We start from the raw sequence: 24,027 nt of genomic DNA, 5'->3' as shown, positions 1-24,027 counted from the left end.
TTTATACCAACACACTCATCAATACACCGGGATCGCTTATACCTGCTTCTTTTAGCGCGTCGCTAATTGACTGGCTAAGAGACATTATTTGCGTATGGATTTCCATAACCATTTTGGTCTGTGTTTCAACTTGCACTTTAACCGCTTCATCTTCTTGGTTTTTTAGTGCTTGCAGTTTGGCTAATTGCTCTTTGGCAAGTTCAAGCTGTTCTTTGAGCTTTTCTAGTTGTTCAACCATTTTGCGGATATGCTCAGGGAGTTCGCTAGATACTTCTTCTTTTTGTGTGGGCTCTACTTCACGACCAGAGAGTTTATTCATCTCTTGGCTGCTGAGTTTGTAGCCGACTTTGGAGTTGGTATTACTGCTTGCTTTATCTGCATTTGAGATAGTTAACGCACTTGATAATGAGTTAATAGCCATAATGATTGAGTTAAAAGGTAAAGATAGCTATGTATCGGCAAAAGGTACTAAAGATTTAGAAAAAAGCCGGCTTTTTTAACCGGCTTTTCCAGACAACAAATAGTTGAGGTGAGGCAGCTCACCTCACTTTGTTACTCTTGTGCAGCTGCTGCATCAAAGAGTGCTTTTATTTCTTCAGCGCTAATCGCACCGTTGAAAATTTTCAGTTCATCGATAGCACCGTGGTATGGCGTATCCCAGTAGTTAACACCTAGAGCAAACTCATTTGTTTCACCAGGAACCGTGAATACACGTGGGAAGCCATCGCTTTCTAGCTGTAGTTCACCGTTAACATACATCTTCAGTACATCACCGTTTGTACCATCAACAGTGAAAGCAACATGTGTCCACTCTTTTGCAGGAATACGGCTATCTAGTTCTGCATTATCGAAGAAGGCGCCGTTATTTGCCCATAAACGCGTTAGCGCTGAGCCTGCCATCGATGGTACATAACTTAACCATGCGTTTGCACTTGCACCGGCAAAGAATGCTGTAGTGTAATCAGTGAAGGTTTCAGGTTTTAACCACATAGATACTGAGTAATCATTGGTCGTGATTAAGTTATCCGGTAAACGAACACCTGAACCTTCTAGGAATACTGCTTGACCCATGATACCGTCAACAAAAGTTACGTTACCACCAGTGTTGTTGATGAAACCACCCGTTGATTTACCCGCCGCGTATGCGCCGTTTAATGCACTTAGGTCACCTTCAAAGCTGTATTCAGCAGGTGCAAGTGATTTTAAGGTTACATCGAATGACTTAGTATCAGTAAAGTCTTTGTACTTAATGGTTGCAGTTAATGTTACAACTTGGTCGCCAGCAGACGCACTTGGTTGTGTCACAACAGCCGTGCCGTTAACTGGTTTTAAGTACTCTTCGTTGTTTGACGTCCAGCTAATACCAGATACAAATGGACCGACTCGTGGTAATTCAAAGCTATCACGTACTGCAGAAACATCACCTAAATCAAGCGCATCTGTAATGAAGCTCTCGAATTTAGTCGGATCTGTCAGGTTATTGATAGCCGCACCATTAATGTCTAGGCCGTTTAGCGCGTAGTCATAAACGATGAATTCATCAATTTGACCTTGGAAAGGTAAGTCCCAGCCGTAGTTCACACCAAGGGCAAAGTTACCTGTTTGTTCGCTAAAGAAGTCAGGGCGAGGCATCGAACCTGCACGTACACCATCACGATAAAGTGTTGCATTGCCATTAGCATAAGTGATTGCAATATGATTCCAATCCATTACCGCTGGAGAGTCAGAAATGATTTGGTTCCACATATCAGTGCCATCATCAGCTAAATAACGGCTCCATAGCATTGGTGTTGACGTAAAGTGTGTACTACCTGGGATCAAGCTCATCCAACGTGCATCAGAGGTTGATGCGAAGAATGTAGGCGTAAAGTTAGTTAGTACTGTTGGTTTAAACCAATACGAAATGGTGTACTCATCGCCTGTTACTAACTCATCAGGTAAACGTACGCCCGTTGCACCGTCAAAGTTAAATGCTTTACCTGTTTGACCTTCTGCGTATGCAGCTGTACCAGCACCCACATTTAACATGTTGTTATCTGTTACACCCGCATCATCTAGGTTACCTAACCCATCACTGAGTGAATCTTCAAATGCATAGTGTGCAATCGCATTTTTAAACTCTGGGCGCGCTTCTAGATTTACATTAAATGTTTTAGTCGTGCTTTCACCGTTTAAAGAGATATTAGCCGTTAAAGTAACCGCTTTATCACCACGATCTGGCGTTGGAATGAATACAGAGCCTTCACTGGTGATGTAGTATTCATCACTGCTTTCCCAGTTAATTGCAGCACCGTCTTTACCTTTCGTTGGTAATGAGTAGCCTTCGTCAGCAATTGATAATTCAGTTTTGATATCAAGTGCTTCTTGAACAGTGCCTAGCACGTTAGCGGTATCTGTGATTTCATCACGTTTACTTGCCCAAATGGTAGCGCCTTCGCTTGATGTAGCTGATACAGTTACAGCCATTGCTTTAGTTGCATCATCCCATTGCCATTTAGCCACGCCAAAGTAAGTACCAGAATCTAACTCAAGTTTAATATTTGAGTCATCAATCATGTACCAGATACCTGGATCATCACCGGTTACTGAGTGATCTTCGTTTAAAGCAATATGCATTGAGCGAATAGCATCTGTATTTACATCATTGCCATGGTTGATAAATTTGTAATAGCCGTAAAGCTCATCTGCCACAACCATGTTGTCGCCTTCAAGCGGCACATAACGTTGTGGAGAAGCCATAGGCCAACCTAATGAGTTAATGAACATTTCATGTACGCGAACTTGGTGCGCTTCTGAAATGGTTGGGAACTCAGTCGATGTTTGCGGGAAACGCGTATGCGTAACTAAGATATGACGACCTGTCGCTTCATCGTAGTAAGCAGAGTTATGGCCCGGTGATTGGTAGCCCCATGCTGGTGCTGTTTCGCCAAGTTCTTGCGTGTACTCAAAGCCGCCCATTAGTTTTTCGCCGACCTCCAGACCGCCGATAGCTGCAATGTCATTACCTGCGTTATCTAGATAAGGGCCATCCGGTGTTTTTGAGCGAGCAACACGGATGTTGTAGCCACCATTAAGATCAAACCCAGCAACTGAGAAGAATAAGTAGTAGTATTCACTTTCTGGGCTGTACATGACAAATGCACCTTCCATCGCACGGAAGTCACCGCCAACTAGCTTTTTACCATAGCCTTGACCTGCTTCTGGCATACCTGTTTCTTCGTCCATTGCTAGCACGAAAATACCGCCAGAGTATGAGCCGTAAACCATCCAAAGTTTGCCATCAGCATCATAGAAAGCTGCAGGGTCAATGGCGTTAGGATCAACGGCACCATTCCATGTTGTCTGGCCATTATCAAGTGGGTAAGCTGCAAACTCTGCTTCTGTACGATAACCGCTGCGTAAGAAAATACCTTTGTTTGTATACGGACCTTCGATATTGTCAGCTTCAGCTAAACCAAGGTAAGAGCGGTTCCAGCACACTTCATCAACAACATCCGGTGTATCTGGGTTATCTTGTGCGCAGTGGTTGTAGTAGAACCAGAACTTGCCATTTGGCGCCTGAATAACATCAGCAGCCCAGTTTCCTGTGAAACCGTCTGTCCATTCAATGCCTTCGGCAATTTCACCTGTGTAGTTGTAATCAAATAATGGGCTTTCATTAACGGCTTCGTTAGCTGAAAGGCTCGAAATCATTTCCCAGTTCAAGAGATCAGTCGATTTAGCGGCAGCAAGGTGTGACCCAAAAATATAATATGTGTCGTCGACTTTAACGACAGAAGGATCGTGCACGCTTACATTGGTAACCATTACACTACCTGATTCAGTGTATTCAACACTGCTGCTTACAGTCGGTTTTGCACTTTGCGGGTCGGCAACCGCTGGTGCTGTGTCAAGCTTAGTACCATCTTCTTTGCCACAACCTGTCACAGCCAAAGAGCAGGCTATGACCATGGCTAATTTATTTAATTTCATTTTATGTGTCCTCTTGAAACTGGGATTCATTTTTTTATTCGATTGTTGTCAATAAAATTGCCGCGCGCCTATATCAAACTAATAAGAACGTAGTATTGTAATTTTATAGTACGATTTAAAATGTGCAAATACTTTTGCAAAGGTAATTGATATGTAAACATGAAGTATCAGTGTTTACAATATATACAGCGTGATTTTAATTTTTTCAAGTTGCCATTTTTGGCGTTTTTTTCGCTGTTTTTGCGCTATTAGGGAAGTTTTTTGCTTATCTGAAAGTGGGGATTTTCCGTTAAATTTGCTTATTTGTATTACATTTGAGCATTAAAAAGGGCTCTTAAAGAGCCCTTTTTGATATTACTTGTCTTGTTTACTTAGACCTTCAGTGGTCATGATAATACGTTTAAGTGTGCCATCTTCGTTGTAGTAAAGTGGCTCAATCGCCACTGAACGACGAAAGCGCCCGCCACTTGGTTTGCCATCAATCGGTGGTACAGCACCAGTATGGTAAATAAAGTAGTCTTTACCTTTGTATTCGATGATTGATTGGTGGTTGGTTTCGCTGTTACCTGCGATCTCATTCAAGATACCTTTATATTCCCACGGTCCATGAATGCTTTTGCTCATGGCATAACAGATCTTCTCTGGGAACTCACACGCGTACGATACATAGTAATTGTCGTTTTTCTTATGAACCCATAGCGCTTCGGTAAAGTTTGGTAAATCAAGCGTTTTAATTTCACCATCAAGAGACAGTAAGTCGTCGCTCAGCTTTACGTATTTTGGCATTAGGTTACCAAAGAACATGTAAGTATCGCCATTTTCTTCTGTATAAATAGCCGGGTCGATGTCGTCCCAATCATTTGGCGTGTGCTTGGTCATATCATCAGTAACAAGCGCGTGACCAATCGCATCTTTAAAAGGGCCTGTTGGTGACTTAGAAGTTGCAACACCAATTGCAAAACCTGGTTTTGTATCGTTGTGGCGAACGGTTGTAAAGAAATAGAAAGTGCCATCACGCTCAATCATGTGTGAAGCCCATGCTTCACCTTTAGCCCATTTAAAGTCTGTTGCTTTCATGATTGGGCCGTGTTTTTTCCAGTTCACCATATCTGTTGATGAAAAGGCTAACCAGTCGTGCATTTCAAAAAACACGTCATTATTAGGGGCTTCATCATGGCCTGTATAAAGGTATACGGTGTCATTGTGAACAAGTGCCGCAGGGTCTGCAGTAAATACATCGGTAAATAATGGGTTTTGTGCAACAGCTAAGCTGCTCGAAAAAAGTAATGGTAGCGCCAACGCTTTCAATTTCTTCATGAGTGTCCTCTGTGACTAATAATTGTTGTTCGAACTGCAGCTTTTTTACTTAGAGCTCGCTCTAAATGACCAGATAATACACAGTGTATGCCTGATTATACTGAGTAACTGATTGTTTACATCGAAACAAACCAGTAAAAGTGCAGCAAAAAATAACTCTATATTGTATTATTGTATTTTTATCATAGTAGCATCAAAATACGCCGGGTAAATAACTTGTTAGCCCTTTTTTGTCGCTCTGGATGAACTAAAGACAAATTAAACAAGCAAACAAATAAACGCTAAGTGACTGATAATAACGGGCCTATATAAATTCCCAAAATAAAAACGCAGCCCTTTTTGAGTTTGTAACGTGTTATAATTACAACGTTTTTTGTAAACATAATGGCACTAATTTTAATTTGGCTTTTTGAGTTGACTGTTAAATAATCATACAATATGATTAAAGTTCAGGCAGCAATGTATTAACATAATAAAATGTAGACACACTCGCGCACCGTTTTGACAACACACGATGCACAATGCAGTGGTCACTCTTCGGTAACTGAATGGGGAAAGTTCAGCGGACCGATATAACTATAATTTGGAGAACACCGCTTATGTTTAAAAGAACACACATAGCCAGTGCTGTAGTTATGGCATTTACCTGTCAATTTGCTTTTGCACAGGAGGAAGCACCAAACACTCCTGAGAATAACGTCGATGAGATGGAGGTTATTCAAGTATCAGGTATTCGCGGCAGTTTAAACAAAGCGCTAGATGAAAAACGTGCAAGCGTTCAAATCGTGGATGCAATTGTTGCTGAAGATATTGGTAAATTCCCTGATAACAACGTAGTTGAAGCACTACAACGTGTGACAGGTGTACAAACAACAGGCCGTGGTGCTGGTGAAGTAAGTGCGGTTTCAATCCGTGGTCTTACTGATGTTAATACCACAGTTAATGGCCGCGCTATCTTTACAGGCGCGGGTCGTGATGTGGCGCTGCAAGACATTCCTGCAAGTTTACTTTCAGGCGTAACAGTTTATAAAACTCGTTCGGCGGATCAAATCGAACGTGGTATCGCAGGTGCGATTGATATTAAAACTCACCGCCCTTTCAACTTCGAAGGTGAAAAAGTTGTTTTAGCGGCACGTGCGATTTACTCAGATCAACCAGATGAAGTTGATCCAAATATCAGTGCATTACTTTCTAATCGTTGGGAAATCGACGGTGCTGGTGAGTTTGGTGCACTTTTCAATATTTCTTATGCTGAAACACATTACCGCGATGACACCATCACAGCGGGTGCTGCATTCCCATTCTTTACTGATAAGCCACAATACAACTACTCACCGTATTCACGTGTTCCAAATGAATTCTGGACTCAAGGTACTGAGTTAGGTCTACCTACTGCGGCTGGTTCTACTTTAGACGTAAATGGCGAGCCAACAGAATACCTACTTGCACGTGATGCTATTTTTGGTACTTCATTCACTGGTCTTCGTAAGCGCCCGGCTGCGTCTGTATCTTTACAGTGGGCACCAGATGAAACCCTAGAAATCACAGCTGAAGGTTTCTACACAGGTTACGAAAACGAATCGCAAAACGCGATGTGGTTCTCAAATACGTTTGAAAATGGTAACGGCTTTATTGAAACACCAACTGTGTTTGATGGCACTAATGTAATTAAAGAAAAGCAAGCGATTGGCGCTGGCGGTTTCCAAAGTGGTGACTTTTCATATGGTAAAACAGATAGCTACTTATATGCGCTAGGTGCAGAGTGGCAAGCAAGCGATTACCTAACTATCAACACTGAAGTTGTTTACCAAGACAGTGAGTACGAAACAGATTTCTTCGCAATGCGTTTTGATCGTGTAGCGACGGGTCTTGACGTTGATTTTAATGATAAAGACGGCGTACCAGGCATCGCGTTTTGGGATGATCCAAACACAGCGGTAAACGAAGCTGATATGGCTGCTATCGAAAACTGGAATGCTGGCACTATTTATGACAATGGCGGCGGTAACGCGGGTGATGCATTAACTTTCACATTTGATGCTGAATACCTAATTGGTGGTACTTATTTTGATAAAGTGAAATTCGGTGGTCGCTACGAAAAACGAACTGCGCAAGAGTACACACGTGGTCAAGATACTGGTATTGCCAACACGTCTGTAGCTAGCTTAATTGAGCAATTAGCTGCAGCTGGGGCATCTGGTGATGGTTCTGGTATTGTGTTCCAAGTTGATGATTATTTCGATGGCCGTGCTGACGTATTCGACAGCTTTGTAACTGCTGACGGTGGCTACATGCTTGATAACGGCGATGCTGTTCGTAGCGTATATGGCCTTGAAGCTGAAGATGTATACAAAACATTTGATATCGAAGAAAACTCATACGCGCTATATGCCACAACTAACTTCTTCTTAACGGAAGATATTAGCGGTGAGTTTGGTTTACGTTATGTAAGCTACGAGCAAGATATGGACTTTGTTGCTGAGTCTGGCGGCATGAACTCAAATGTATTTGAAGAAAGCTCAGCAAGTGCTGATAGCAGCGCATTACTACCAAGCTTAGTACTTAACTGGAACATCACTGATGATGTAGTGGGTCGTGTTGCGTACACAGAAACATTACGTATGCCTAACTTTGCTGACTTGAACGCGTTGCAATACTGGTACGATCCATTAACAGAAGGTGCTACATACGGTACAGGTAATGGTGGTAACCCAGAGCTTAAACCAACAGAGTCAAAGAACTACGACGTATCACTTGAATGGTACTTCGCAGATACAAGCTCACTTTACGCGGCTTACTTTTACCGTGAAATCGAAGGCTTAGTTGTTGCGGGTCGTAAGCAAGTAGTGCGCGAAGGCGATGATGGCGTAACACGCCCATATGTATTAAGTGCACCAGTGAATGCTTCAAACGGTGAACTGTCTGGTTTAGAAGTTGGTTTAGTTTACTTCCCAGAAAACTTACCAGAGTACTTAAACGGTTTTGGTGTGCAAGCAAGCTATACGATGCTTGACTCAGAGCAAGATACACCTGAATTCAATGAGCTAGGTGAAATCTCTGGTTATGTTGATTCACAAATGGCAGGTGTTTCTGATGAATCGTACAGCATCGTAGGTATCTACGAGCGTGATTCATTCGATATGCGTTTATCTTATGTATGGCGTTCTGAGTTCTACACAGGTAACGAAGCGGCAATCTTTGCTAACCCGATTCAGTTTTGGAATCGTCCTGAGCAAAGCTTAGACTTCCAATTTAGCTACAATGTGAATGATGACTTTGTTGTAACCTTTGATGCAACGAACATCCTCGACGACGTATATCAAAGCTACTACGGTGAAGGTAACGACAACCTATTTAACTTTGGTAACGGTATCTACTCACGTACATTCGCACTAGGTGCGCGTTATTCTTTCTAAATTTCTTTTATAGACCTAAAAACCCCGGCTTTGCTGGGGTTTTTTATTGGTTTCTATAAACCAAACCATCGGTCGAAAAGAGTTGCGATTTAATAAGTATGATAATACTATTAATTAGATTAGCATTAAATTTACAAAAATAACGAACGCAATGGCCAAGCTGTGTAATATCTAGGGCTATAAATTTATTTGATACGCAATGTTGAGGGTTTTTGACATTGCTTGAAATAGTGAGCGGCGGCTCATTATTGACCAATTAGGGTGTTGTTGTATGGAATCTCAAAAGTTATCCGTTGTAGAAAAGGTCGGCTTTGGTGCCGGCGACATGGCAGTAAATGTCATGGTTGCAGCGTTATTCTATTTTATGTCTTTCTTTTACACCGATATCTACGGACTTGATCCGGTTGATATGGGTGTGTTGTTCTTAGTGGCGCGTTTTGTTGATGCCTTTACCGATCCATTAATGGGGGTAATCACCGACAAAGTGAAAACCCGTTGGGGTCAATTCCGTCACTGGTTCTTATTTTTATCTGTGCCTTATGGTTTATCGGTCGTACTGTTATTTACCACGCCTGATTTCGACTACAACATGAAGTTAGCTTGGGCTTATGCCACGTACTTGTTTGCGACCTTGATGTTTACCGGTGTTGCTATTCCTTATATCTCTTACATTGGTGTATTAACTGCCGATCCTAAAGAGCGTTTGTCAGCTAATGGTTACCGTATGTTCTTCGCTAAGATTGCCAATGTGGTGATTGTATTTTCAGTGCCGCTACTTGCCTCATATTGGGGGGATGGCAGCTTGTCGTATGGTTATAAATTGGCAATGGCATTGGTATCGGCATGTGCCGTAGCACTATTTTTGTTTTGCTTCTTTACTACTCGCGAACGTATTACCCATGAGCCACAAACCGAAGGCGTACTTACGCAATTAAAAGTACTTATTAAAAACGACCAATGGTTACTACTGTGTGCAGCATGTGTGCTTGGTACGCTTGGCTATGCGATTCGTGGCAGTGTTGCTATGTATTACGCAACCTATTACTTAGGTGTACCAGATTTAGCAGGTGCCTTTACCAGTGCAGGTATTGCAGCATCTATTGTCTCAATGGTGGCAAGTACGTGGATCACCCAGCGTTACTGTAAAATGAAGCTATTCCGTCAATCACAAATCGCCGTGCTATTCATCTCATTGCTAATGTATTTTGTAGTGCAACCGGGCGATGTAATGATGGCGTTTGTGCTTTATATCATCTTGTCATTTGTGGTTGATTTACATGCACCAGTATTCTGGTCTGCAATTGCTGAAGCTGTAGATTACGGTGAAATTAAAGACGGCGTTCGTGCATCGGGTCTATCGTTTGGCGGCATTTCATTCTGCCAAAAAGCTGGTGGCGGTTTAGCTGGCTTAGCAGGTGGTTTATTACTGGCATTCTTTGAGTACAAGCCTAACGTTGAGCAAACCGAGTTCACCCTAATGGGCTTAGCACTGATGCTAACTATCATTCCAGGTGTATTTCACGCCTTACTTGGTTTGATCTTGAAAAAATACAAAATTACCGATGAGTACTATACGGATATGGTTATTCATAAACGCCTACCAAAATAACCACTCTTTAAATGCGCACACTAAACGGGGTGTGCGCTTTGCTCTTTAAAATAACAATTCGCTGGGAGGCAACAAACAGTATGAACACATTAAAAGTTAGCTATTTAGCAAGCATTTGTGCTGCATTATTAACTGTGACCGGTTGTAGTGAGCTGCCAACAGACAGTAAACAAACTGCTGCTGTGGAGCATGCTGAACATACCAGCGAACAACATTTATTTGCCCTAAACCAAGTAAGTTTAAGCGCCAGCCCGTTTTTACATGCACAGCAAACGAATGTGCGTTATTTATTAGCACTTCATCCTGATCAGCTACTTGCTCCTTACCTGCGTGAAGCCGGCCTTGAACCTAAAGCGCCTAACTATGGCAACTGGGAAAGCACAGGTCTTGATGGCCATATTGGTGGTCATTACCTTTCTGCCTTGAGTCTTGCGTGGGCAGCCACCGGTGACGAAGAATTAAAGCAGCGTTTAGATTATATGCTAAGCGAGCTGGAGCGCGCCCAACAAGCCACAGGTGGTTACTTAGGTGGTATCCCAAATGGCGATGAAATGTGGCAGCAGATTGAAAAGGGTGAAATCAAAGCCGACTTATTTAGCTTAAATGACCGCTGGGTACCGCTTTATAACATCGATAAAATTTTCCATGGCTTGCGTGATGCATATGACGTAGCCGGTAGTGATAAAGCCAAACAAATACTATTTAAGTTAGGCGAATGGTTCTTAGCGACCACTGCAAAGCTAACTGATGAACAAGTTCAACAAATGCTGTATTCAGAGCATGGTGGCTTAAATGATGTGTTTGCTGACATGTACTTTATTAGTGATGATGAGCGCTACTTAAAGCTAGCCCGTCAGTTCTCTCATAACATCATTATCGAACCTTTATTACACAAAGAAGATAAGTTAACGGGCCTGCATGCCAATACGCAAATTCCAAAAATTATTGGCATGTTGAAAGTAGCAAATGCCAGCGATGATGAAGCATGGCAGCAAGGTGCTAACTTTTTCTGGAAAACAGTGAGCCAAGAGCGCTCAGTATCAATTGGCGGTAACTCAGTACGTGAGCATTTTCATGATAAAAGTGACTTCACGCCAATGGTTGAAGATGTTGAAGGCCCTGAAACCTGCAACACTTACAACATGATGAAACTAAGTAAGTTATTGTTTTTAAAAAGCGGTGATACGCGCTATTTAGACTATTATGAGCGCGCCACATATAACCATATTTTATCATCACAACACCCAGAGCATGGTGGTCTTGTTTACTTTACCTCAATGCGTCCTGGTCATTACCGTATGTATTCTTCAGTGCAAGATTCAATGTGGTGTTGCGTAGGCTCAGGTATTGAGAATCACAGCAAATATGGTGAGCTGATTTATAGCAATACCGGTAAAGAGCTATGGGTGAACTTGTTTATTCCAAGCACGTTAAATTGGCAACAGCAGGGTTTGCAGATCACGCAAGACAGCCAATTTCCAGATGATAACAAGGTTTCACTGACCGTGAATCGTTTGTCTGAGGGGCAAAGTGCTGAGTCGGTAATTCATATTCGTAAACCGTCTTGGCAGCAAGGTGAGCTGAGCTTTACTTTAAATGGACAAGCTGTAAGCGCAACCGAAAAAGACGGTTATTACAGTATCAGCCATGCATGGCAAAGCGGTGATAAGCTTGCCTTTGAGCTTAGTCCTAAGCTTTATACTGAGCAGCTACCTGATGGCCAGCATTATTACTCTGTGATGTATGGGCCTGTTGTAATGGCTACCAAAGTACAAGCATTTGCAAATGAGCAGCTTAACTTTGTTGCTGATAATAGCCGCATGGGCCACATCGCCGCTGGGCCGACTTGTCCGCCAGAGGCTCTACCAATCATGCTGAGTGAGCCAGAAAAATTTATTGCCGATCTTACTCGTAAACCGGGCCAAGAGCTTGCATTTATCGCCGATAAAAATGTGGCGATTGCCAAGCAAGGTATCGATAACACTAAGAGCACAGAGCTAATTCCGTTCTTCCGCTTACACGATAGTCGCTATCAAGTGTATTGGCCGCAGCAAAGTGAAGCTGAGTTCACACAATTTGTTGCTGATGCAAAAGCGGCTGAGCAAGCGAAAGAACAGCTTCGTTTATTAACCGTTGATCAAATTACGCCGGGTGAGCAACAACCTGAAGTCGAACACGACTTTAAAGGTGAAGGAACTCGTGCGGGTGTTAATAATGGTCATCATTGGCGCGATGCGACAGGTTGGTTTGAGTATCAGCTTAGCAACCCAGAACAAAAAGCGGTTGCTTTGCGTGTTCGCTATTTTATTGGCGATGTAGATCGTCATTTCTCAATTAATTTAAATGGTGAGCAATTAGCTGCGGTTAGTTTGCCTGTAGGCAAGCCGACTGATGAGTTCTACACCATTGATTACCCATTAACAGAGGCAATGAAAAAGTCGAAAACGCTTACCTTACGTTTTGCTGCCGACAAAGACTCTGTTGCCGGTGGTATCTATGGTATTCGTTTAATCAACGCACAATAAAGAGTTGGCTATGTTAAGCAACAATGTGTTTGCGACGGCTAAAGAGCATGTTTTACCGTCGCTTTTAGATAACAGCGCTGAGCAACACAGCTTTTACCAAACGCCGACAGGGCTCGGTTATAGAGTGATTGAGCAAGGTCAGGGGGATAAACCTAGTTGGGATGCCACTGTGACTGTGCATCAACGCGTTACCCTTACAAATGGTCGGGTGTTATTTGATACTCGAAAGCAAGGTGCTGCTGTAGAGTACGAAATTGCAGAGGCGATTGTGGGCTTGCAAGAAGCGTTGCAACTAATGAATAAAGGCAGCCGCTTTGAGGTGCTAATACCTGCGCATTTGGCGCGTGATGTGTACAGCGCATTTATTGAAGAAAAGCATCAGCAAGGCTGCCAAAGCCCCATGCTAGTTGATATTACCTTGGTTGATTTCGTATAACTGCAACTTTACTTCATGAAAGTGCTATCCCAAAAAGGATAGCACGCGATATCTTTGACTAAACCAGCTCTTAATGGGTTGGCGATTATATAACGTGCATTGCTGAGTAAGTCATCTTCATCTCTAATTTGATGATCATAAAACCCCTTTTGCCATAGCCTTTGTTGATTGAACTTCCTAAAAGTGGACGCTGTTCGCCCTTTGAACCTTCGAACAAACTCACTTAATGAATACACATCAGATAATTGAATTAACCAGTGCATGTGGTTTGGCATCAACACGAAGGTATTTGAATTGATTAGGCCTTCACTCTCAAGTTGCTGCATTTGATGAATAATCTGACGGTTAACGAAGAAGTTATTTAAATGATTTGCTCGGTTGTGGCAAACAAACGTTAGCGCATAATAGTGATTTGCTACAGAAACTCTACCTTTTCTGAGTAAGTATGATTTGTTCATCGGCTTTCCTTAGCTTTGATAAATCAATTTATAAAGCGTAGCAGCGATTTCATATCGCGTATATTTGTTTCTTTTGTTGAGGTTTAACGTAGAGTTCAACGCGAGGCTCGACGCGGGGTAAACCCGCTGCTACAAGGGTCGTAGCAGCGATTTTATATCGCGTATATTTGTTTCTTTTGTTGAGGTTTAACGTTGGGTTCGATGCGCGGGTCAACGCGGGGTAAACCCGCTGCTACAAGGGTCGTAGCAGCGATTTTATATCGCGTATATTTGTTTCTTTTGTTGAGGTTTAACGTTGGGTTCGATGCGCCGGTCAACGCGGGGTAAACCCGCTGCTACAAGGGTCGTAGCAGTGATTTCATATCGCGTTTTTTTTGCTTTTGTTGAGGTTTAACGTAGAGTTCGACTCGGGGTTCAACGCGGGATAAACCCGCTGCTACAAGGGATCGTAGCAGCGATTTTATATCGCGTTTGTTTTGTTGAGGTTTAGCGTTGGGTTTGACGCGGGGTTCAACGCGGGATAAACCCGCTGCTACAAGGGGTCGTAGCAGCGATTTTATATCGCGTTTGTTTTTTTGTTTTTGATAGTACGGGTCAACGCGGGGTAGACCCGTTTCTACAGGTTTGAATAATTACTTTGTGAGCTTGGTTTTGAGCTTATTTAGGTCGGCTGGGTTAACAACCGGCCAATCGTTTTTCCAGCTCATAGGTAAAATACGTAGCTTTTGCACGCCGTTGTCGGCGGTTTCGTAGGCGTGTAATACTAAATAGTCTTTGCCATCAAAGGTGTATGCAGCATTGTGGCCAAGAGCAGCCCAATCTTTATTACCTTCAATAACTAAGCTACCACCGCCATCAACCATAGATCGACCTTGCTGATCTAAATATGGCCCTTCAACGTTTTTGCTGCGACCTACGCGTACATTGTACGTACTTTTTACCCCTTGGCAGCACTTATCAAATGATACAAACAGGTAATAATAGCCATTCTTTTTGAAGATATAAGGTGCTTCAATCGGACCATGTTCCGTGTTGGGACGACTCGCAATGTGATGCCACTTTTCAGGTTTTGCTAAGCGCACCATGTCATCATCAAGTTTTACTAGTTTAAGGCCGCCCCAGAACGAACCAAAGCTCATCCACGGTGTACCATTCTCATCTTCGATTATTGCAGGGTCGATAGCGTTCCAATCGTCACGTTCAGGCACTGATTCAACCACTATACCGTAGTCAATCCACATGTAATTAGGTGACGATGGGTCAAGGGTTTCGTTAACCGTTACACCAATTGCCGAAGTGTTTTTGCCAAATGCAGAGACTGAGTAATAAAGGTAAAACTTACCATTTTTCTCATACACATCAGGTGCCCATAAGTGGCCATCAAAGCTTGGTGAAATACGCTTTGCCCAACTTGGCTCGTCTTTAAAAACGCGGCCTGTGAGTTTCCAGTTGGTTAAATCTTTCGATTCATAATAGGTAATACCAGGGCCTGTGCTAAATACATAGTACGTGTCGCCTTCTTTGGTCATCACCGGATCGTGTACTTCAACTTGCTTTGCAGAAACGGCTGCGGCAGAAAAAAGTAGCCCTGTTGAAAGCCACTTCATTGCGTGTGTCACCTTACTTACGGGTCTCATGCTTGAATACCTTTTGTTGTTTTAACTCTTGTGTTCATTCAGCTACTATATAATATGTAATACAATATTAACAATAAAATCGAGACGAAATACAGGACACATTATGCTCAAAAAATTATCTCGGCTAACGCTTCTTAGTGCGTTAAGTGCCTCGCCATTGTCAGCCCTTGCTGATGCTAATAGTAGCAAGACTTTAGCGCCAATTGATAACCCCATTGTACTCAAACGTGCTGACCCTTGGTTAGTTCGCGATGATAAAAGTGGCTGTTACACGTTTATAGGTAGTTCGCCGAAATTTGATGAAATTGAGCTGCGCCAAGCTTGTCGTTTAAACGATTTAAAATTAGCTGAGCCGAAGGTTATTTGGCAAAAGCGCGATAAAGGCCCAATGAGTGTCAATATTTGGGCCCCTGAGCTACATAAGATTGATGGCAGTTGGTATATCTACTTCGCTGCAGGTGATATCGAAAAGCCGTTCAGTATTCGCATGTATGCACTTAAAAACGACAGTGCTAATCCGATGCAAGGTGAGTGGCAAGAAATGGGGCAAGTAACTAGCCACCTTGATAGTTTTTCGCTTGATGCCACAAGTTTTACGCACAAGGGTAAGCGTTACATGATTTGGGCGCAGCAGAACCAGCCTGCAACTTATAACTCTGCTTTATGGTTAGCTGAAATGGACTCACCTACATCAATTAAAGAACCCATTATCGCGATTACTGAGCCAACCCTAGAGTGGGAAGTGCAAGGCTATAAGGTCAACGAAGGTGCTGCTGTTATCACTCATGGCGATAAAATATTTGTCACTTATTCAGCCAGTGCCACCGATCATCGATATGCAATGGGCTTGCTATGGGCAGATGTGAATGCTGACTTACTTGACCCTGCTAGCTGGCATAAGAAGGCTGAGCCGGTGTTTACCAGCAATGCTGAGCTAGGTCGTTTTGGTCCCGGCCACAACAGTTTTGTCAAAGCTGAAGATGGTGTAACCGATTTAATGATTTATCACAGTCGTGATTATAAAGAGCTCAAAGGCACACCACTTACAGATCCTAACCGCCATGCGCGAGCACGTATTATTACGTGGGATAAAAACGGTTTTCCAGTGTTTTCACCTGAACTCGCTGATTAAAAAAGGGCGCCAATTGGCGCCCTACAACTTTGGGAACGAACGATTACCAGAAGCGGTAGTAAATAAAGGCAGTAATACCAATAATACCCGCGGTATGAATGTAATCCCACTTATCTAAGCCGGCAGCTACTTCTTTCATAGTTGTTTTATCTAGGCTTGAGAAAGTAAGACCTTTCAATTGTTCTTCGTCTGCTTGTTTGGTGAACATACTCACCACAATCATAATCGCAACGACCACGACAAATAGCAGAATACAGTAATACAACCAATTCATCGTGGTGATCCATGCAAATGATGAACCTGTTAAATCATCCTTAAACGGTAGTAACACTAAGCGGATCATACCCAGTACAAACCCTGATACTAAGCCCACAAAACCCGCTGTTGGAGTGATGCGTTTACTACATAAACCTAGTAAGAATACCGCAGCAATACCCGGTGCAATAAGAGACTGCACACTTTGTAAGTATTCATAAAGAACATCGGCAATTAAGCTCATCACGGGTATCCATAGAAGGCCTAAAACAACAATCACGATAGTGGCAATGCGGCCAACTTTAAGAAGGTGCTTCTCAGTTGATTCTGGTTTGAATTTTTTATAGAAATCAATGGTGAACAAGGTCGCTGATGAGTTAAATAATGATGCTAAAGAGCTCATAAGAGCCGCTACTAAACCACCAATTACAATTCCCTTAACACCAGCAGGTAATAGCTCAGCAACTAACGTTGGGAAGGCTTGGTCAGCACTTTCATAGCTAATAATACCTTTAACATTTAATGCGTATGCAATCATGCCCGGTACTAAGAAGATAAATACAGGAAGTAGCTTTAAGTAACCGGCAAACATGGTACCACGACGGGCTTCTTTAATGCCTTTTGCAGATAAAACACGTTGTACGATGTATTGGTCTGTACACCAATACCAAAAGCCAATAATGAATGAACCAAACACAATGCCAGGCCATGGGAATTCAGCATCTGAAGCACTACGAATAAGGTGCATATTAGCATCGTTGATACGCTCAACTTCTGCCCAGCCACCTACTTTATCTAAACCAACAACTAATATGACTAAGGAACCAATAATCAGCACAGGGGTCTGCAACACCGAGGTCCACATGATGGCTTTCATACCGCCAAGTACCGTATAAATACCAGTGATCACTACAAGGCCAATGGCTGAAATCCAAAAGAAATCGATACCCCAAATACTCTCAATACCTAAGATCGTTTTAAACGCGATACCACCGGCATACACTGTCACCGCAACCTTGGTTAATACATAACTAATCAATGAGATAACAGATAAGAAGGTACGTGATTTAGAGTTAAAGCGGCGCTCAAGGAACTCTGGCATGGTGTAGACTTTACTACTCCAATAAAAAGGCACGAAAATCCAACCGAGTAGTAGAATGATCCACGATTGCATCTCCCAGTGAGCCAGTGCCATACCCGATTGTGCACCTGAACCTGAAAGGCCCACTAAATGTTCCGAGCCAATGTTTGATGCGAAAATAGAGGCACCAATCACTAACCAACTTGCATTACGACCCGCTAAAAAGTAATCAGCGGTGTCTTCTTCTTTTTGTCGCATAGACATCACGACAACGCCCAGTAACAGGACAAAAAATCCTGCTAGCACTGCCCAGTCTAAGGTACTTAGTTCGACCATCGTGTGTTCCACCTAATTTTGAAAGAGAATTTTTGCTTTTTTAGTTGTCTAATAAAAATATTATATTATAAATAAGCCAAGTGAAAGAGATTTGTTAAAATAAGGTGACACTATGTAGTTGAAATGGTGACTTGATTGCGCAATTTATAGACACTTGTATTAGGCTATTTTTTGTTTGTTATTGATTTTAATCAATTATTTCCAGGATGACGGAATAGCTTTATAGATGTATCATATTACTCAGATCTTTTGAGGAACACACATGGCGCGCTTAGAAAATTTAAACCTATCACAACAAGTTACCAATGAGCTTGGTAAGGCAATTATTGTTGGAGATTATAACTCTGAAACGGGGCTACCAACCGAAGCACAATTATGTGAAGTGTATGGTATTAGCCGCACAGCTGTTCGTGAAGCAGTGAAAATGCTTGCAGCAAAAGGACTGATTTCTTCTCGTCCACGACAAGGTATTCGTGTTGAGTCGGCGGATAACTGGAATTTATACGATACAAGCGTATTAAAATGGTTGTTAGAAAGCAGCCCATCGCTTTACGTACTTAAAGAATTCTTACAAGTGCGCTTGGCGATTGAGCCACAAGCAGCAGCACTTGCAGCAAGAAAAGGCGACCAAGCAGCCATTGCAGAAATTAAAATGGCACTCGATAAAATGCAAGCGGCAGCAGAAGAGCCAGAAGGCGTAATGCATGAGCCAGACCTTGCCTTCCATACGGCTATTTTACATGCCAGTGGTAACCGTTTTTTCTATCAATTACGTGATTTTATTCGTACCGCATTACACGTAAGTATTCAACATACTACACCTGCTAAGGGCAATAAAAAGGCTATCGCTGAAGAGCACTTTAAAGTGTATAACGCGATTGCGAGCGGCGATCCTGAGCGTGCTAAAAACATGATGACGTACATGATTGATGAAGCAATGGCGTTTATTGAAAAAGAAATCGCTGATAAAGAAGCGGCTCAATAAGTATCGCTTTTTGACGTTGTAATTACTTTAAAACAAAAGGTTATCATGCCAAATTCAAACGAGCTAAAAACAGTTTACCCAAGCCTTGTTGGTAAGAGTGTGTTTATTACTGGCGGTGCATCGGGAATTGGTGAAGTAATGGTAACGCGGTTCTGCGAGCAGGGCGCGAAAGTCACCTTTGTTGATATTGCAACCGAGCAAAGCGATGCGTTATGTGCGAAATTAGCGGGTAAATATGAGTTTGACCCGCAATTTATTCATTGCGATATACGTGATGTAGAAGCCTTAAAAGCGGCCATTGAGCAAACTCGTCAGCAACAGGGTGACATTGGTGTGTTAATTAATAACGCAGCCGATGACACCCGCCATGCCGCTGAAAATATGGATGTGAAATATTGGGAAGACAAGTTTGCAGTTAACTTGCGCCCGTGTTTTTTCTCATCGCAAGCTGTGGTTGAACACATGCAGCGTTTAGGCGGTGGTAGCATTATCAATATGGGATCGGTAAGCTGGCGTATTAAGCAAACAGGCATGCCAGCCTACACAACAGCGAAAGCGGGGATTGAAGGTTTAACCCGTTCATTGGCTGCTTCATATGGTAAAGATAATATTCGTGTGAATTCACTGGTTCCGGGGTGGGTGATGACAGAGCGCCAAATTACTCATTGGCTAACCCCAGAAATGATTGAAGATGTTCGTTTAAGTCAATGTATTAACGAAACAATTCAACCAGACCATGTAGTGAATGCCGCGCTATTCTTAGCCGCTGATGATAGCTGTATGATGACAGCACAATCACTGATAGTGGATGCAGGTTGGACTTAACTAAATTGTCAGTTGCATTAACTTAAAGCAAAGAAAAAATTTTACACAATTCAAATGATACTATAATAATAAATAATTATTTAAAACATTTGAAATCTCATAGTTAGGAAGGTGGTAAGAAAGTTTGACCGACTTTGTGCTTGTTTATTTAATTCTGATTATTGGCGCTTGCCTGCAAAGTGTTATTGGCTTTGGTTTAGGTATGTTATGTGTGCCAGTGCTTTACTGGCTAATGCCAGAGCTGGTGCCGGGACCAATGATTTTGAATGCGCTGTTTTTAACGTCAGTGTTAATGATTAAACACCGTGGCGCGATAGACATGAAACAAACAGGCATATCCATTATTGGTGGAGCTGTGGGGGTTATCTTTGCTGCTATTGTGATGTTGTATGTCAATGCGAAGCAGTATCAGCTATTGCTTGGGGTGAGTATTTTGGTAGTGGTGGCATTGTCTATCATAGGTATGAAACCGAAAATTTCCACCATTACAAGCTTGCTAGCGTCGATGTCGTCGGGCTTTTTAGGCACCACGACTTCTGCTGGTGGCGCGCCAATGGGGCTGCTCTATCAAGCTGAAGATAAAGACAAAATTAAAGCTAATCTAAGCGCCTTTTTCGTATTTATAAACTTGTTTGGCATTGTTGTACTGATGCTTACAGGCTCTGCCGATATGGCTGATGTGAAGTTGTTCTTTTTCTGCTTACCTGCAATTTTAATTGGCTGGGGCTTGTCGTTTGTGATCAACAATAACCTCAATGAAAAGGCCATTCGCGGCATCATTTTACTGGTCGCTGGTTTATCTGGCCTAGCACTTATTTTCATACACAGATAGAATGAGGATAGTTCAGCAGTTTGTGTAATGAAGCCTATGCTCGATGACACCATTAAAGTAATCATTTCTAGCCAATGCCAATTAGGTGAAGGTGCCTATTTTGCCAAGGCGCATAACTGTTTATTTTGGGTCGATATTTTAGGGCAGCGTTTGTTTCGTTTAGATTGCCAATCGATGCGCGTTAGCCAGTTTACTATGCCAGAACCTATTTGCTGGGTGATGGAAACCGAGCAAGGCGAATTAGTGGCAGGCTTTGCTAAAGGTGTTTATAAGCTAAATAGTGAAGACTTTAGCCGCGAGCTAGTTTATGCAATAGATCACGAACCGCTACAAAACCGCTTAAACGATGGTAAAACGTCTCGCCAAGGCTTTGGCTTTTTTGGCTCAATGGACTCTCAAGAGCAAAGCAGTAGTGGCAAGTTATACCGTTTTGGTCATGGTCAGACTCCGACAGCGGTAGATCATGACTACACGATTAGCAATGGCCCCGCGGTAAGTAAAAATGGCCAGTTTCTATATTCTACAGACTCAGATAAACAAACAATCTACCGCTTCACTCTGAATGAGCATGGCGAGCTTGCTGATAAGCACGAGTTTATTCGCTTTACTGATAATATGGGCTTTCCTGATGGCATGACCGTCGATAGCGAAGATCATCTTTGGGTTGCCGCATGGAATGGTTATGGCATTTATCGTTTTGCTCCAAGTGGTGAGCAGGTGCAGTTTATTCGCTTGCCCGCACCGCGTGTTACGAGTGTCGCATTTGTCGGCGAGGAGCTCAGACATCTTGCGGTGACGACTGCGGCAGTAGGGTTAGAAGATTCGGTGCTCGCTGATTACCCGCACAGTGGGGGCGTGTTTATTCTTGAGCCGGGCGTTAAAGGTATTGCTGAAACGCCTCTAAAACTATAGGTTTTCCATCACTTGATAACGCAATTCGCCAAGAAATGCGCGTGCTGCTGGACCTAGTTTGTCACCATCTTTAAAGAGCAAATGTAACTTAGCGCTACGACTACTGTTATGAGTTAAATTGAGCGCTTTCATTTGCCCAGCAGCGAGTTGTTTTTCGATCGCTATTTTTGGTAGCCATGCAAAGCCAAGTCCATTACTGATCATATCAATCGAAGTGCGCATATGAGTAACGGTCCAGCGCTGATCGGCACCTAACCAGCCACCATCTTGTTTGTGTTTTTTTGCTGAGTCGCGAACAACAATTTGGCGGTGTGACTTTAAATCTTCGAGAGTGATTTCACGCTCTATCGCATGTAAAGGGTGATCTGGGTGAGCTACAGCGATAAATTCGATATCGCATAATTCTTCGTGAAAGTTTGCCGCTATCGGAAAGCCGGTAATGGCAATATCAACCTGATCGTTTTCGAGCAGCTCATTGCCCCCCATCAGCACAGACTCATGCAGTTCAATACGCAGTTGCGGGTATTGCGACGAAGTATCGTTAAGCACTTTATAAAGCAATTGCTGCGGAAAAATAGCATCAACAGCAATGCGTAATTTACTTTCGATACCTTCACCTAAGGTTTGACCTATGGCCTCAACTTTTGCAGCTTCATCAAGTAAGTAATTGGCACGGCGCAGTATCATTTCACCGGATTCAGTGAGTACTGTTTTACGGCCTTGGATACTGAATAACTTTACATTGAGTGCAGATTCAATCTTACCAACCGCATTATGAATACTCGATTGGCTTTTATGAATGCCTTGTGAGGCTTGGTTGAAGCCTCCAAATTCAACAACAGCACGAAACATGCGCCACTGTTCTAGCGTAATTCTTAGCATGATGTTCCTTTGCTTACTTAACTGCCTAATAGTACCTGTAAATGCTGGAAAAGTTTACTTTTTAGCAGTGGGCAACTCAATATACTCAAGCTCATCACCGGGAATGCTTGCAAAGCGCTGTGCTTGCCAATCTTGTTTTGCTTGCTCGATACGCTCTTTGCTATAAGCAACAAAGTTCCAGTGCAAGTAAGGGGCTTTATTGAATTTACTGCCACCGAGTAAAATAAAGCGGCTGTGCAGCAGAGTCGTTATTTCATGTTCGCTGTCATCAAGTAGCACAAAGTCGCCTTGAGTATAGCGAGTATCACCCACACTAATTTCACCATAAATAACATACACGGCGGTTTCATGATGAGGATGCGGTTTAGTAATATGACTACCTTGCTCGGCTACCGTATCTACATAAAACATCGGTGAGTAGCTTTTCACCGGCGAGCTTAAGCCATAGGCATCACCCACGATGAGTCGCATCAACACGCCTTTTTCTATTTTTTCAGGTAGTTGCTGTTTTTTGATATGTTCAAAGCGCGGTGCTATTTCGGTCATACTCTCAGGTAAAGCAACCCAGCATTGCAGGCCATTGATGTCGTGCTCGCTCGCCCGCACCTCAAGGCTTTCTCTTTCTGAGTGCACTATACCGCGACCTGCTGTCATCCAGTTAACATCGCCGGGTTCTATTTGCAGGCTATTACCTAGCGAATCGCGATGGTAAATGCTGCCCGTAAATAAATAAGTGAGCGTTGACAGGCCAATATGAGGGTGAGGCTTTACATTTATGCCTTCACCGCGCGGAAAGTGATTCGGCCCCATGTGGTCAAAAAAGATAAATGGGCCTACCATTTTCTTGTCAAAATGCGGCAAGATGCGTTTTACATCGAGCCCACCAATATCGTGGCTGGTTGCTGTTAATAATTTTGCCATGCACGCGCCTCTTAAAAATAAACTCAGCCAATAACCTAGGGTATTGGCTGGGATTAATATTATGCCTGACTACGCTTTAAAACTAGTTGATCTAGGCTGATTTTGCCTGCCCCAACACTCGCTAATGCTAAAAAGCCGCCAGCCATTGCAATGTTTTTGTAGAACATTAAAAATTGCATTTGATCATCAAGTTGAAAGTGGAATAACAAAGCACTGACTATGCTGAAACCAGCAAAAGCGACAGCGGTTAGTTGTGTTAAAAAGCCCAGTAAAATAAATAACCCGCCCACAATCTCAAATGCAATCACAAACGGCAGTAAGAACTCTGGTAAACCTACTGATGCCATGTACTGTGCTGTTGCATCAAAGAATTCTATTTTGCTAAAGCCGGTTAGTAAAAAGATCGCCGATAAACCAATACGTGCCAATAAAGTGCTAATATTTTTTAAGTGTGGTTGAGCTGTTATTAAAGTAAAAAGTTTCATAGTAGGTATCC

Annotated in this window: 18 protein-coding genes; 9 read left to right on the top strand and 9 right to left on the bottom strand. The window is 42.7% G+C overall.

Going from position 1 to position 24,027, the window contains the following annotated elements; genetic code table 11:
* Position 1: 1 nt before the first annotated feature.
* The 3 genes from L1264_RS09100 to L1264_RS09090 all read right to left on the bottom strand — a co-directional run bounded on the left by L1264_RS09100 (position 2) and on the right by L1264_RS09090 (position 5,289).
* Positions 2-421: a hypothetical protein gene (locus L1264_RS09100; RefSeq protein ID WP_199527177.1), complete on the bottom strand. Its 420-nt coding sequence runs from the start codon at positions 419-421 to the stop codon at positions 2-4.
* Between the two features lie 131 nt (positions 422-552).
* A complete protein-coding gene (locus L1264_RS09095) occupies positions 553-3,972 on the bottom strand; it encodes a LamG-like jellyroll fold domain-containing protein (RefSeq protein ID WP_235403886.1) in 3,420 nt (1,139 codons plus the stop codon).
* Between the two features lie 354 nt (positions 3,973-4,326).
* Positions 4,327-5,289 carry a glycoside hydrolase family 43 protein gene (locus L1264_RS09090; RefSeq protein ID WP_054562986.1) on the bottom strand — a complete coding sequence of 321 codons (963 nt, stop codon included), beginning with the start codon at positions 5,287-5,289 and terminating at the stop codon, positions 4,327-4,329.
* Between the two features lie 599 nt (positions 5,290-5,888).
* Between L1264_RS09090 and L1264_RS09085 the strand changes: the two genes are divergently transcribed.
* From L1264_RS09085 to L1264_RS09070, 4 genes are all read left to right on the top strand, one after another.
* On the top strand, positions 5,889-8,705 hold the full coding sequence (locus L1264_RS09085; protein ID WP_199527179.1) for a TonB-dependent receptor: 2,817 nt from the start codon (positions 5,889-5,891) through the stop codon (positions 8,703-8,705).
* 271 nt (positions 8,706-8,976) lie between these two features.
* Positions 8,977-10,314 (top strand): MFS transporter, encoded by a 1,338-nt coding sequence (locus L1264_RS09080; protein WP_054552279.1) that lies wholly within the window; start codon positions 8,977-8,979, stop codon positions 10,312-10,314.
* A gap of 80 nt (positions 10,315-10,394) precedes the next feature.
* Complete coding sequence (locus L1264_RS09075; RefSeq protein WP_199527180.1) at positions 10,395-12,839, top strand: glycoside hydrolase family 127 protein; 2,445 nt, start codon at positions 10,395-10,397, stop codon at positions 12,837-12,839.
* A 10-nt stretch (positions 12,840-12,849) separates the two neighbouring features.
* Positions 12,850-13,275, top strand: coding sequence for an FKBP-type peptidyl-prolyl cis-trans isomerase (locus L1264_RS09070; protein ID WP_199527181.1), 426 nt, complete (start codon positions 12,850-12,852; stop codon positions 13,273-13,275).
* An 8-nt stretch (positions 13,276-13,283) separates the two neighbouring features.
* On the opposite strand, the gene L1264_RS09065 is transcribed toward L1264_RS09070, so the two are convergent.
* The gene (locus tag L1264_RS09065) at positions 13,284-13,733 is read right to left on the bottom strand and encodes an REP-associated tyrosine transposase (RefSeq protein ID WP_199527182.1); all 450 of its coding nucleotides are present in this window, start codon (positions 13,731-13,733) and stop codon (positions 13,284-13,286) included.
* A 632-nt stretch (positions 13,734-14,365) separates the two neighbouring features.
* The gene (locus tag L1264_RS09060) at positions 14,366-15,340 is read right to left on the bottom strand and encodes an arabinan endo-1,5-alpha-L-arabinosidase (RefSeq protein ID WP_235403885.1); all 975 of its coding nucleotides are present in this window, start codon (positions 15,338-15,340) and stop codon (positions 14,366-14,368) included.
* Positions 15,341-15,473: 133 nt separating this feature from the next.
* On the opposite strand from L1264_RS09060, the gene L1264_RS09055 reads away from it, so the two are divergent.
* A complete protein-coding gene (locus L1264_RS09055) occupies positions 15,474-16,502 on the top strand; it encodes a glycoside hydrolase family 43 protein (RefSeq protein ID WP_199527184.1) in 1,029 nt (342 codons plus the stop codon).
* A gap of 43 nt (positions 16,503-16,545) precedes the next feature.
* Here L1264_RS09055 and L1264_RS09050 read toward each other — a convergent pair whose 3' ends face one another.
* On the bottom strand, positions 16,546-18,174 hold the full coding sequence (locus L1264_RS09050; protein ID WP_199527185.1) for a sodium:solute symporter: 1,629 nt from the start codon (positions 18,172-18,174) through the stop codon (positions 16,546-16,548).
* A gap of 262 nt (positions 18,175-18,436) precedes the next feature.
* On the opposite strand from L1264_RS09050, the gene L1264_RS09045 reads away from it, so the two are divergent.
* The 4 genes from L1264_RS09045 (at position 18,437) to L1264_RS09030 (ending at position 21,728) form a co-directional block, all read left to right on the top strand.
* Complete coding sequence (locus tag L1264_RS09045) at positions 18,437-19,159, top strand: FadR/GntR family transcriptional regulator (protein ID WP_199527186.1); 723 nt, start codon at positions 18,437-18,439, stop codon at positions 19,157-19,159.
* 45 nt (positions 19,160-19,204) lie between these two features.
* Positions 19,205-19,984 (top strand): SDR family NAD(P)-dependent oxidoreductase, encoded by a 780-nt coding sequence (locus L1264_RS09040; RefSeq protein WP_135923031.1) that lies wholly within the window; start codon positions 19,205-19,207, stop codon positions 19,982-19,984.
* Positions 19,985-20,108: 124 nt separating this feature from the next.
* Positions 20,109-20,816 carry a sulfite exporter TauE/SafE family protein gene (locus L1264_RS09035; RefSeq protein ID WP_135923030.1) on the top strand — a complete coding sequence of 236 codons (708 nt, stop codon included), beginning with the start codon at positions 20,109-20,111 and terminating at the stop codon, positions 20,814-20,816.
* A gap of 27 nt (positions 20,817-20,843) precedes the next feature.
* Complete coding sequence (locus L1264_RS09030) at positions 20,844-21,728, top strand: SMP-30/gluconolactonase/LRE family protein (protein ID WP_235403884.1); 885 nt, start codon at positions 20,844-20,846, stop codon at positions 21,726-21,728.
* On the opposite strand, the gene L1264_RS09025 is transcribed toward L1264_RS09030, so the two are convergent.
* The 3 genes from L1264_RS09025 to L1264_RS09015 are packed head-to-tail and all read right to left on the bottom strand — an operon-like array spanning position 21,723 to position 24,016.
* Complete coding sequence (locus L1264_RS09025; protein ID WP_135923029.1) at positions 21,723-22,610, bottom strand: LysR family transcriptional regulator; 888 nt, start codon at positions 22,608-22,610, stop codon at positions 21,723-21,725. The genes L1264_RS09030 and L1264_RS09025 overlap by 6 nt on opposite strands.
* A gap of 54 nt (positions 22,611-22,664) precedes the next feature.
* A complete protein-coding gene (locus tag L1264_RS09020; RefSeq protein ID WP_199527187.1) occupies positions 22,665-23,531 on the bottom strand; it encodes a pirin family protein in 867 nt (288 codons plus the stop codon).
* A 59-nt stretch (positions 23,532-23,590) separates the two neighbouring features.
* Complete coding sequence (locus L1264_RS09015) at positions 23,591-24,016, bottom strand: DoxX family protein (protein WP_199527188.1); 426 nt, start codon at positions 24,014-24,016, stop codon at positions 23,591-23,593.
* Positions 24,017-24,027: the final 11 nt, after the last annotated feature.

The sequence above is a fragment of the Pseudoalteromonas sp. APAL1 genome (assembly GCF_021532475.1).
Classification (GTDB): Bacteria; Pseudomonadota; Gammaproteobacteria; order Enterobacterales; family Alteromonadaceae; genus Pseudoalteromonas; species Pseudoalteromonas lipolytica_C.
Note: the sequence above shows the minus strand (reverse complement) of the source record. Positions and strands in the feature narration are given on the sequence as shown.

Bases quoted from the DNA above. Each gene is read 5' to 3' on its own strand.
- L1264_RS09100 (WP_199527177.1), bottom strand. From the start codon at position 421: ATGGCTATTAACTCATTATCAAGTGCGTTAACTATCTCAAATGCAGAT.
- L1264_RS09095 (WP_235403886.1), bottom strand. From the start codon at position 3,972: ATGAAATTAAATAAATTAGCCATGGTCATAGCCTGCTCTTTGGCTGTG.
- L1264_RS09090 (WP_054562986.1), bottom strand. From the start codon at position 5,289: ATGAAGAAATTGAAAGCGTTGGCGCTACCATTACTTTTTTCGAGCAGC.
- L1264_RS09085 (WP_199527179.1), top strand. From the start codon at position 5,889: ATGTTTAAAAGAACACACATAGCCAGTGCTGTAGTTATGGCATTTACC.
- L1264_RS09080 (WP_054552279.1), top strand. From the start codon at position 8,977: ATGGAATCTCAAAAGTTATCCGTTGTAGAAAAGGTCGGCTTTGGTGCC.
- L1264_RS09075 (WP_199527180.1), top strand. From the start codon at position 10,395: ATGAACACATTAAAAGTTAGCTATTTAGCAAGCATTTGTGCTGCATTA.
- L1264_RS09070 (WP_199527181.1), top strand. From the start codon at position 12,850: ATGTTAAGCAACAATGTGTTTGCGACGGCTAAAGAGCATGTTTTACCG.
- L1264_RS09065 (WP_199527182.1), bottom strand. From the start codon at position 13,733: ATGAACAAATCATACTTACTCAGAAAAGGTAGAGTTTCTGTAGCAAAT.
- L1264_RS09060 (WP_235403885.1), bottom strand. From the start codon at position 15,340: ATGAAGTGGCTTTCAACAGGGCTACTTTTTTCTGCCGCAGCCGTTTCT.
- L1264_RS09055 (WP_199527184.1), top strand. From the start codon at position 15,474: ATGCTCAAAAAATTATCTCGGCTAACGCTTCTTAGTGCGTTAAGTGCC.
- L1264_RS09050 (WP_199527185.1), bottom strand. From the start codon at position 18,174: ATGGTCGAACTAAGTACCTTAGACTGGGCAGTGCTAGCAGGATTTTTT.
- L1264_RS09045 (WP_199527186.1), top strand. From the start codon at position 18,437: ATGGCGCGCTTAGAAAATTTAAACCTATCACAACAAGTTACCAATGAG.
- L1264_RS09040 (WP_135923031.1), top strand. From the start codon at position 19,205: ATGCCAAATTCAAACGAGCTAAAAACAGTTTACCCAAGCCTTGTTGGT.
- L1264_RS09030 (WP_235403884.1), top strand. From the start codon at position 20,844: ATGAAGCCTATGCTCGATGACACCATTAAAGTAATCATTTCTAGCCAA.
- L1264_RS09025 (WP_135923029.1), bottom strand. From the start codon at position 22,610: ATGCTAAGAATTACGCTAGAACAGTGGCGCATGTTTCGTGCTGTTGTT.
- L1264_RS09020 (WP_199527187.1), bottom strand. From the start codon at position 23,531: ATGGCAAAATTATTAACAGCAACCAGCCACGATATTGGTGGGCTCGAT.
- L1264_RS09015 (WP_199527188.1), bottom strand. From the start codon at position 24,016: ATGAAACTTTTTACTTTAATAACAGCTCAACCACACTTAAAAAATATT.